Source organism: Blautia sp. HCP3S3_D9, from assembly GCF_052063845.1.
In the GTDB taxonomy this organism is placed as follows: domain Bacteria; phylum Bacillota; class Clostridia; order Lachnospirales; family Lachnospiraceae; genus Blautia_A.
On the sequence record NZ_JBQHWS010000122.1, the window covers coordinates 1 to 10451 of the forward strand.

8 protein-coding genes and 1 pseudogene are annotated in these 10451 nt (G+C 43.4%); 1 reads left to right on the top strand and 8 read right to left on the bottom strand.

What is annotated here, in order from left to right:
- On the top strand, positions 1-1074 hold a 1074-nt coding region (locus ACTNES_RS16840), incomplete at its 5' end, for a sensor histidine kinase (protein ID WP_441040171.1).
- Positions 1075-1102: 28 nt separating this feature from the next.
- On the opposite strand, the pseudogene ade reads toward ACTNES_RS16840, so the two are convergent.
- From ade to ACTNES_RS16880, 8 genes and pseudogenes are all read right to left on the bottom strand, one after another.
- Positions 1103-2826, bottom strand: a pseudogene (gene ade, locus ACTNES_RS16845) (adenine deaminase).
- A gap of 223 nt (positions 2827-3049) precedes the next feature.
- Positions 3050-5026, bottom strand: coding sequence for an oleate hydratase (locus ACTNES_RS16850; protein ID WP_300334345.1), 1977 nt, complete (start codon positions 5024-5026; stop codon positions 3050-3052).
- Between the two features lie 320 nt (positions 5027-5346).
- On the bottom strand, positions 5347-5916 hold the full coding sequence (locus ACTNES_RS16855; protein WP_216460342.1) for a TetR/AcrR family transcriptional regulator: 570 nt from the start codon (positions 5914-5916) through the stop codon (positions 5347-5349).
- Positions 5917-6019: 103 nt separating this feature from the next.
- Complete coding sequence (locus tag ACTNES_RS16860) at positions 6020-6520, bottom strand: tRNA (cytidine(34)-2'-O)-methyltransferase (RefSeq protein WP_441040172.1); 501 nt, start codon at positions 6518-6520, stop codon at positions 6020-6022.
- Positions 6521-6630: 110 nt separating this feature from the next.
- Positions 6631-7221: an AIR synthase-related protein gene (locus tag ACTNES_RS16865; RefSeq protein WP_216460340.1), complete on the bottom strand. Its 591-nt coding sequence runs from the start codon at positions 7219-7221 to the stop codon at positions 6631-6633.
- Between the two features lie 140 nt (positions 7222-7361).
- The gene (locus ACTNES_RS16870) at positions 7362-9038 is read right to left on the bottom strand and encodes a B12-binding domain-containing radical SAM protein (RefSeq protein ID WP_441040173.1); all 1677 of its coding nucleotides are present in this window, start codon (positions 9036-9038) and stop codon (positions 7362-7364) included.
- Positions 9039-9048: 10 nt separating this feature from the next.
- Entirely contained in the window at positions 9049-9351 is a 303-nt protein-coding gene (gene trxA, locus ACTNES_RS16875; RefSeq protein ID WP_441040174.1) for a thioredoxin, read from the bottom strand.
- Between the two features lie 62 nt (positions 9352-9413).
- Positions 9414-10322 carry an NAD(P)/FAD-dependent oxidoreductase gene (locus ACTNES_RS16880; protein ID WP_216460337.1) on the bottom strand — a complete coding sequence of 303 codons (909 nt, stop codon included), beginning with the start codon at positions 10320-10322 and terminating at the stop codon, positions 9414-9416.
- Positions 10323-10451: the final 129 nt, after the last annotated feature.

The window sequence follows — 10451 nt, forward strand, 5'->3', positions numbered from 1 at the left end:
GACGCTGCCAAATGGGGCAGCAATTATTATCAGGTTGGAAACTTCTATGGCTATTTTGACACGGATCAGCTCAGTGTCATTGCTCCGATCACCTCTGATATGACGACCAAAGGCTATGTAGCGATCCATTATGCTATGACAACCCTCTACCAGAGCCGCAGCAGTATCCTGTTTATCATGCAGGTGATCTTTCTCATCTGCTATGCTGCCACCAGCCTGCTTCTGTGGGTCTACAGCCACTATATACGTAAACCGCTGACTAAGATCATGAAAGGTGCCAGTGAATACGCTGGTGGAAATCTGGAATACAGGATCGAAGTTACTTCTGATGATGAAATGGGTTATCTGGCAAACACCCTGAATTATATGTCAGACGAGCTGAATAAAAACGGAGAATACCAGCGAAAATTTATCGCCAATGTCTCTCACGACTTCCGCTCTCCGCTCACTTCCATCAAAGGATATGTAAATGCCATTCTGGACGGTACGATTCCATATGAGATGCAGGACCGTTACCTGAAGATCATCGCCTTTGAATCCGAACGACTGGAAAAACTGACCCGCAGTCTTCTGACTCTGAATGAACTGGATATGAAGAAACGAATGATGCACATCCACCGCTTCGATATCAACGATACGATCAAAAATACAGCAGCTGTATTCGAGGGAATCTGCACAAACCGACAGATCCGCCTGGAACTGCTGCTCTCAGGTCATGAGCTCTATGTCAAAGCGGATATGGAACAGATTCAGCAGGTTCTTTATAATCTGCTGGACAATGCCATTAAATTCAGCAATGATGATTCCTCCATCCAGATAGAGACTACTGTAAAGAGCGGAAAAGTTTTCGTCTCTGTCAAGGATCACGGAACCGGAATTCCGAAAGAAAGCCTTAACAAAATCTGGGACCGCTTCTACAAGATTGACACCTCCCGCGGAAAAGACCGCAAAGGCACCGGACTTGGGCTTTCTATTGTGAAAGAGATTATTAATGCACATAATCAGAATATTGATGTGATCAGTACTGAAGGTGTGGGAACTGAGTTCATCTTCACTCTCGAAAAATCAAAATAGCAGGCAGTCAAACTGCCTGCTATTTTATTTAACTAAATGGCGTCCTCAACATTCTGTCTTCATTTACCAGATAAATTCCCCTCGGTGTAATTCTGATCTCAGGAATTACAGGCAGTGCCATAAATGACAATGTAATAAATGGATCAAATCCATCTTTTACTCCCATCTCATGCGCTTTCGGAATCATTCTCGCAAGTGCTTCATTTACATTCTCATAGCCTGCATCACTCATTAATCCCATTATCGGAAGTGGCAATGTTCCATAGATTTCTCCATTGCATACCAATGTATATCCACCTTGAGTACGTATCATTTCTTTTACAGCAAGTGCCATATCACGGTCATTATCTCCCACTACAATAATATTGTGGAATCATGGGAAACACTGGACGCAATAGCACCTCCCCGGATTCCATATCCTTTCACAATGCCAACGCCCATTTTTCCGGTATTCTTATGACGCTCGATCACTGCAATCTTCTGGTACTCGCCGTCTGGGGCAAAATATTTCTCACCATCTGCTTCCACCCATGGAACCTCTTCCATTACATCCTTCGTCACGATCTGCTTCTCCAACATCTGAATCACTCTTGCCTTTGTTCCCGGATGTTTCAGTTTCAGGCGTTCTTCACTGAATCCAGATACGTGAACTGTGTTTTTCAGATGCGGAGGACATGGTTTCACTTCCACTTTCTCATCTTTGATGATTTTCTTTCCACAGTGATAGACATCTGTCACATTCAGATCTGTCACATTATCAAGAATTACAAAATCTGCCTGTCTGCCAGGTGCGATCATGCCAAGCTGATACAGACCATAACATCTTGCCGGTTGGATCGTAGCCATCTGCAGCGCTTTCTCAACTGGAAGTCCAAGCTGTACTGCCCGCTTCACATTATAATTGATATGACCCTCTTTACGAATCTCCTCAATATGCTTATCATCCGTGCAGAAACAGAAACTGGAAGTATCCGTATGATGTTCCACAATCCCTTTCACGATAGCATCCAGATTTCTCGCCGCACTGCCCTCACGGATCAGCACATACATCCCATTCCTTGCCTCAGACATTGCATACTCATAATCCACACATTCATGATCTGTGTCAATTCCACCCAGCACATATGCTGCCAGATCACCAGGCGAAAGAAACGGTGCATGACCATCTTTCACTCTGTCCTGAAACAGATGAAGCTTCTCATGCATGGCAATACTTCCGTTGATAACAGACGGTGCATCCATCACTTCTCCAAGTCCCAGAATCCTCGGATGATCCAGATAAGCTTTCATTCTGCCTGCTGTAAGAAGACATCCATTATCATCCACATGCGTAGCCGGAACACAGGATGGCATCATCACATATACATTCGCCGGAGCGTCCTCTGTCTGATCCAGAATGTAATCAATACCATCTGTACCAGATACATTCGCAGACTCATGCGGATCTACAATAAACGTTGTTGTTCCGCACTGCGCCGCCTGCCGGACCAGCTCTCCCGGTGTCACCAGAGTAGATTCCAGATGCAGATGACTGTCAATAAATCCCGGACAGATCACTTTTCCATCCAGATCAATCTCCGTCTCCCCTTCATATGTACCAACACCGATCACAATTCCATCCGCAACAGCCACATCTCCCTCAATAAACTCCCCTGTACCAGAGCTGAACACACGACCATTCTTAAACACCAGCTCCGCTTTCTCAAGACCTCTCGCCATCTGCGAATATCTGCGATACACCTCAAGTTCCATAAAAATGCCCTCCCTTCTAATCTTGAAAAGCTTTTTAATTTTTCAGACTTTTTATGTTTAAAATTATATTTTTCTTTATATTTCATTATATATTATCATCTGTATTCCCAATATGCAACCCGATTTTTCTTATTTTCAATAAATTATTTTTAATAAATCCTCACAGAAAAAAGCTGCAGAGCAATCCCCTGCAGCTTTTCTGTATAAATCATATCTTTTATATTTACATCATATAATCCTTGATCACATTATGATCTCTGAGCACTTTCTCAACCACTGTACCCTTAACAACCTTCAGAAGTGGTTTCTTCAGTACATCCAGCGGTCCAGGAAGTTCGATTTCCAGTGGAGATTTGCCATCCATCAGCTTCACGCTGCTGTCCAGTAATTCTCTGATATCATAGACACTGCCCCAAACTTCCGGCACACCTCTGTCCACACCGAGGAGTCCATAAACAGCCTCCATAGCAGTTCTGACAGAATATTCAGTAGTAAATACAGTATCTCTAGGAGTCTCAGCAAACTGTCCTAAGAATGCGAAGTTTACACATCCATCCGGAATAACGTCAGGTCTGTCACCTTTTGTTCTCGGCATGAAGAATGCTGTGATATAAGGCATCATAGTCGGTACACAAACTGCACTGTTCTCTGCCAGATCCTCGATATCCTCAACCGGAACGCCCAGATGATACAGCCACTCTTCTGTGATCTCCTTACCTGTACAATCTTTCATAGGTTTCTTGATATAATCTCCAGGTACATCTGTAAACAGACCATATACCCATACGCAAACCTTATCTTTATCCTGATCCTTGAACTGTCCCTGTCTGTTGATCGTCCAGCTCATCAGCCAGCTGGAATCCTGGCAGCTTACGATACCGCCGGTAACAACCTTACCTGTTCTTGGGTCACGTTTGCAGATATCTGTGATATAAGGAATGATCTTGTCATCCAGTGTGGTAACTGTTGCAGATTCCCAGTTTGTCTTTGCAATATCGGAGCAGAATTTCTCAGGATGTCCAAAAGACGGGTCCTGTTTTGCGATATTTTTCCAGAGGCTCCAGCATCCGCTTGTACGAACTTCAGCGTCTCCGTTCGGTGCATGATTCTGGTCGCCATAGATAGTACCCTCTGTACAGCTTCCGTTTGTTACAAATACAAGGTCATTTTCAGTAAGAACAATACCTTTTTCTACGCCATTTACCTTGCACTCGATTGCTTTGGCGATCTTCTTATTTCCTTCAAACTCAAAGAGCACATTTGTAACTTCTGTGTTGAACTGGAATTCAACGCCTGCTGCCTCCAGATATTTCTGCATTGGCAGGATCAGGGATTCATACTGGTTGTATTTTGTAAATTTCAGAGCACTGAAATCCGGAAGTCCGGAAATATGATGGATAAATCTCTGGAAGTACAGTTTCATTTCCAGTGCACTGTGCCAGTTCTCGAATGCAAACATGGTTCTCCAGTATAACCAGAATGTGGAATTAAATACTTCGTCATCGAATACATCTTCGATCGTCTTATCATAGAGATCTTCATCCTTTGTCATGAACAGTTTCATGATTTCCATGCATCCCTTCTGGCTCAGATTGAATTTGCCGTCTGTATGTGCATCCTTACCTCTCTCTTTGGTTGCACGGCAGAGAGAATAGTTCGGGTCTTCTTTGTTCAGCCAGTAGTATTCGTCAAGCACGGATACGCCCGGTGTTTCAATGGATGGAATACTTCTGAAAAGATCCCATAAGCATTCGAAATGGTTTTCCATCTCACGTCCGCCGCGCATTACATATCCTCTGCTCGGATCGAAGATACCATCGCATGCGCCGCCTGCAATGTCCATTGCTTCCAGAATGTGGATATTCTTTCCAGGCATCTGTCCGTCACGTACCAGGAAACAAGCTGCTGCAAGAGATGCAAGTCCGCTTCCTACGATATACGCATGTTTGTCATCTACGCCTTCCGGTTTTCTCGGGCGGGCAAATGCTTCATAGTTACCATTGGAATAATAAATTCCTTTGCTGTTTTTCTCATATTTTCCACGCTCTGTATTGCGGTATTCACTTGTGTTGTGAAGTGCATCATATTCTTCTTTTTTCTTTGTTTCTGCTGTTTTGTATTTCTTTCCTGCTGCCACTGCTGCTACGCCGGCTCCAACTGCTAATGCGGATACAAGTCCTAAACCTTTATTTTTACTCATAATACACATCCACCTTTCTCGAATTCTTGTCCTTCGGAAGTTCTTCAGATTTGTGATCATACATGCCTTTTTCGTTCTGTCATCTTTACCCATTTTAAGGAACCTCTTTTGCATCTGTCAAAAATTTTCTTTTTGTTTCAGCAATCATTCTCATGACTTTCTTATTTACATATTTCCCATCTGTCTGGCATTTCATCCATCAGAATTTTTATTTGTTTGTTGCTATGGGTGTATATTAACAGTTAAATTAACTTCCCACAATTTACAAAAACCGCAGAATGATAAGTTTTTTATCACCCTACGGTTTTTGTAAAGAATTTTTATGATTTTTCAATATCCTGCTGGAAATTCTGAATAGAGGTAGTCACAGTATTATGAAGAGTCAGGCTCATCTTGTTTACCAGCTCTTCAATGTCCTCTTTCATTCCTGCCTGGATCCACTCAAACATAATCCCCACAAATCCATATTTATAGAAGTTTGCAATGAATTTCTTATCTTCTTCTGTGAGATCCAGCCCCTTACTCTTCTCTTCCACCACACCTGCGATCAGATCATAGGTAAGTTTGAAAAGATAATTCTCCATTCGTTCCCTGTCTACATTTCTGTAAACATTCATGATAAATGGTTTGTTTTCCAGAACTGCCTCAAATACATGAGTCAGCCCTTCTGTCCAGGACTCGGAAGTCTTTTTGCCCTGGAGAGCTCTTGTCCCGTCTTCTACGCAGGACCATTCTACCAGATCATAGATATCCTTGAAATGGTAATAAAAAGCCATACGGCTGATTCCGCAGTCTGTAGTAATATCTGTGATGGTGATCTTATCCAGCGGTTTCTTCAGAAGAAGCCGCTTCAGGGATTCTTCCAGTGCTGCTTTTGTCGCATTTGGCATATTGATTTCTCCTGTCTGTTTCTATTATATTGCTCCACCAATAACCATCTCCCCCGTTATCTGCGGATTGGATAATAGAATACTCCACATACTTTAATCGCAGTTATTTCCAGTCGTAGTTTCTCAGGTGTCCTTCCAGGTTCATATGGTCAAAATTATTCTGGCGCAGTGCTTCGTAGAGAACGATAGCCACGGAATTGCTAAGGTTCAGAGAACGGATATCTCCGATCATCGGAATTCTTACGCAGGTTTCCTGATTGTTTACCAGAATATCCTCCGGGATTCCGGCACTTTCTTTTCCGAACATAATGTAGCAATCTTCTTCGTAATGAACATCTGTGTAGGTCTGCGGTGCTTTTGTTGTTGCATAGTAAATCTTTGCTCCCGGATTCTTCTCCATGAAGTCTTCGAAGTCCAGATACGTAGTCACATCCAGATCTTTCCAGTAGTCCATTCCGGCTCTCTTTAAGGCTTTCTCACTCAGGGAAAAACCCAGAGGTTCGATCAGATGGAGTCTGGTTCCTGTTGCTACGCAGGTGCGGCCGATATTTCCTGTGTTTGCAGGAATCTCAGGCTCATGAAGTACAATATTTAACTTTGCCATTTTTGTTATTCCTCGTATTAAATTTATCTTTCTTTCAATCCAATTTCCCGTCTAAACAAGGTAGTTTGCTTATTAAACTTCCACCATTATTCAACGAGTTTTCATATCTATTATATTATACGATATAATTCATCCTCTGCCGGACGCTCCAGATATCGGGCACTGCCGCCGCTGTACAATAAACGGTCATTGCCGCTGTTTGTCTGTCCAATGATCTCTGCCATGAATCCCTCATTGCGAAGTCTCTGCACAAGGGCCTCGCCTCCGCGGATTCCGATCAGTACTGCACCATCTGCCTGAAGTTTATATGGATTCAGATCAAAAATCTCGCACACTTCTATCGTTTCCTGGCGGATTGGAACTTTGCGGAAGTCTGCTTCCAGTCCTACTTCTGAAGCTTCTGCCATCTTCCAGAGTGCACTCAGGAAACCACCTTCACCCATCGCATATAATGCGCTGGCACCTGCTTCCTGCGCAGTTTTCCAGATAATGCTGCCAGCCCCATAATCGCTCCAGAGTGAAATACAATTCTGAATAAAACCGGCAGAGAATCTCTCTGCCAGTTTGTCCTTTTTATTTTTTGCTATTACAGAGGTTCCTTTCAGAGCCACCGGACATGCCACTACCAGTTCATCTCCCGGTTTCAGACATCCGGTTATTTCTGCCCTCAGAGCCTCCATTGCTGCCTGTCCAAGTCTCATTTGTTTTCTCCTGAATATTAATTATACAAGCAGAGACAGAACGGTCGGTACTACCATTGCCAGTACCAGGATGATCGCAATGATCGCAGTGATCACTTTACGGTTCTTCGGATTAAACATTCCCATTTTTCTTCACCTCTTTAAGCCCTGTTCGGGTTCTCAAACACATCTTTCGTCACATCTGTCACGCGGGCATTATTTGTCAGCGGATCGCGGTCTGCATAATCAAACAACAGCACTTTTCCATCTGCAAATACTTCCACATGTGCATTCTTTGCCACTTTTTCCCGTTTCCTGAAGTCCCATATCTGTCTCTCAAAAGGCTTCTGGTCTCTGGCAAAGCCCGGACGGCTTTTCAGATTCTCTCTCAGATAGAGATCATACACCATCTGGTCTTTTACCGGATCCATGGAAATATCCGACACATCCTCCAGAAATTCCAACAGAATCTCATATCTTCGCATTCTTGTATGAGAAACATCACCATAACCTTTTTCCATATAAAAATTGCCAAGTCTCTCATAAATTGAGAAGGCATCCGGGAAAAAGCCTTCCAGATATTCAAGTGTATTCTGGAATTGTCCACTATTATAATACACTTCCACCATATTTTCCACCGTTTTCAGCTTCAGAACGTGGTCATAATCCAGCCATTTCGTGGAAAGCACCTCATAAGGCTCCCGTGTTTTGTATACAATGCCGTATTCCTGACACATTTCCATCATGTGGGAACCTTTTAATACTTTGAGAAATCCTAACTGGAGCTGCTGCGGTTTCAGTGCATAAACATCATTAAATGAATGCCGGAAGCTGTCATAGTCCTCATAAGGAAGTCCTGCGATCAGATCCAGATGCTGATGGATATTTCCGAAGCTGTGGATCCTGTCGACAATTCCTTTCAGTTTCTCGAAGTCCATAGTTCTGTGAATTGCTTTGATCGTGTCCGGATTTGTGGACTGTACTCCGATTTCAAGCTGGATCAGTCCCGGACGCATGGTAGACATTTCCTGCAGTTCCTCTTCTCTTAAGAGGTCTGCGGAAATTTCGAAATGGAAGTTTGTCACGCCGTTATCGTGTTCATTGATATACTTCCAGATTGCCATTGCATGGTCATGTTTACAGTTAAAAGTACGGTCCACAAACTTCACCTGCGGCACCTTATTGTCTATGAAAAACTGCAGCTCTTTTTTTACCATCTCTGTATCTCTGAAACGCAGTTTCTTATCAATCGAAGAAAGACAATAACTGCAGGAGAACGGACATCCTCTGCTGCTTTCATAATAAATGATCCTGTTCTTAAAATCGGACAGATCTTTGTAAATGAATGGGATACTGCTTAAGTCCATGATCTGGCGCCATCCATTATGTATGATCTTCTCTCCGTCTTTGTAACAGATTCCTGTCATATCTTTCAGATCCTGTGGATTCTTTTCTACATAATATCCGGCAAGTTCTCTGAATGTTTCCTCACCCTCTCCGACCATGACGCCCTTAAATTCCGGGTTCTCTGTCAGGAATTTCTCCGCATCATAAGAAACTTCCGGACCGCCGGCCCAGAAGTCGGCGTCCGGAAGAATCTTTGTCAGATCTGCCATCAGTTCTTTTACAAAAGAAACATTCCAGATATAACAGGACACGCATACCACATCCGGATGCTCCAGATAAATATCCCGCATGATATCATCTTTCTGCTGATTAATGGTATATTCCTTCAGCACAATATGATCTGCATACTCTGCTGCATACGCCTGCAGATCATAAACAGCAAGATTGGAATGAATATATTTGGCATTGCATGCCGCTAATAAAATCTTCATAAGTTCCTGTTCAACCTTCCAGTGCTGCTTTTAATTCTTCTTTGGAAGTAAGACCTACGAAACGTTTCACTTCTGCTCCGTCTTTAAACAGGATCAGTGTCGGGATGCTGACTACACGGAACTGCTGTGCAAGTGCCATGTTCTGGTCTACGTCAACTTTACCTACCGCATAGCCTTCTTCTGCCAGTTCTTCTACGACCGGTCCCTGACGCATACATGGTCCGCACCATGTTGCCCAGAAATCGATCAGAATTGGTTTCTCGGATTTTAATACTTCTGTTTCAAAATTTGCTACTGTAATCTCTTTTGCCATGATTTATTTCTCCTTTACTTGTTCTTAATTATCAGATATTTCTAACAGCAGCTCCTGCAGAATCATTTTTTATTTAATGACCTTACATATTTTCCTGCATTGATACCTGCCTGTGCTCCCTCATAAACCGCTTTCGCTACCTGAAGAAGTCCGCCTGTACAGTCACCTGCCGCATAGAGTCCCGGAATGGTTGTCTCCATATTCTCATTTACTTTAATGTTGCCTTTTTCTGTCAGCTCTGCCCCCATCTGACGGGCGATCTCCGTACTGCCGGCAGTTCCCATTGCAATAAACACCCCGTCTGCAGGACAGAAATTATTTGCCTGCTGCTCTGCACTCATTTCCTGTGCCTGTACATCAGGTGCAAGACGGATTCCGGACACCAGATCATCGCCCTCTACAGACTGAATCTTCATTGTATTTACGCTGATATTTTCCTCCGGTGTAAATTCCGGTTCCTCGCCGTTTGTATAAATAGTTACGGTAGAGGCTGTATTGGACAATTCCTTCGCTTCATGCATGGCAAAGTCACCGTTTCCCAGAACTGCTACATCCTTGCCTCTGTAAAAGAAAGCATCGCAGATCGCGCAATAGCTGACACCTTTTCCCTCAAATTCCTTAACACCCGGAATCTTCGGTGCAGCACGTTTGCTTCCTGTTGCAAGGATCAGGCTCTGCGTCTCGAATTCACCCTCTGTAGTCTTTACCACAAAAGTATCAAATCCGCCAACTCCCAGAACCTGCGCATCCAGCATTCTCACGCCAAGTGCTTTCGTCTGAGCAATTCCTGTGTCATATAGTTCCTGACCGGACAGAGGATGCTCCAGTCCGTAATAATTCTCTATTTTCTCTGCTTTCTCCAAAGCACCGATACCATTATTGATCACCAGCGGATCCAGATTCCCTCTTACAGCATAAAGTGCTGCGGAAATTCCGGCAGGTCCGGCACCTATGATTATGACTTTCTCCAATTTATGTCACCTGCTCTCTGCTATTATTCTCAATATGTTTCAATATATGCTGTTTTTTCTGCTTCAGTATGATCAACAGCCGTTACTGATCACAGCGCGAACAATAACTAACAGCTACTGTTACTATAC